The organism is Pseudoduganella ginsengisoli, assembly GCF_009720865.1.
Taxonomy (GTDB): Bacteria; Pseudomonadota; Gammaproteobacteria; order Burkholderiales; family Burkholderiaceae_D; genus Rugamonas; species Rugamonas ginsengisoli.
The window spans coordinates 1-471 of the sequence record NZ_WNLA01000086.1; the positions used below are offsets into that span (position 1 = coordinate 1).

At 73.2% G+C, this 471-nt stretch carries 1 pseudogene; it reads left to right on the forward strand.

Going from position 1 to position 471, the window contains the following annotated elements:
- Nucleotides 1-471 (forward strand): annotated as a pseudogene (locus GM668_RS30760) (hypothetical protein); the annotation flags it as partial.

The window sequence follows — 471 nt, forward strand, 5'->3', positions numbered from 1 at the left end:
GCTGGGGATGGCGGCGGCGCCACCGCGAAAGTCCGCGCCACGGCCAGCGGCAATGCCACGACACAGGGTTCGGCCAGCGCCACAGGGGGCAATGGCGGCGCCGCGTCCGCGGGCGGCAGCGCCGGGCGGGGTGGCAATGCGGATGCTCAGCTGGAATTAACGGGGCGGAACGCCCAGGGCTATGCGTCAGCGTTTGGCGGCAATGGCGGTGCATCGCATGCGCAAGGCGCGAACCGGCGCGGCGGCAATGCCAACGCCACGCTGGCGTTGAAAGGCGGCGGCCAGATCGAAGGGTATAGCGCAGCGGCTGGCGGCACAGGATCGTACGATGCGTCGTCCGGCGCGGGAGAGCAGGGCGCCAGCGCCGCCAGCCGTGCGGAAGGCGCGGGCGGCGGCGGCAGTACCGTGAAAATTTCCGCCAGCGCATCCGGCGGCTACGGCGCGGCTGCCAGCGGCGCGGGGCGGCAGGCA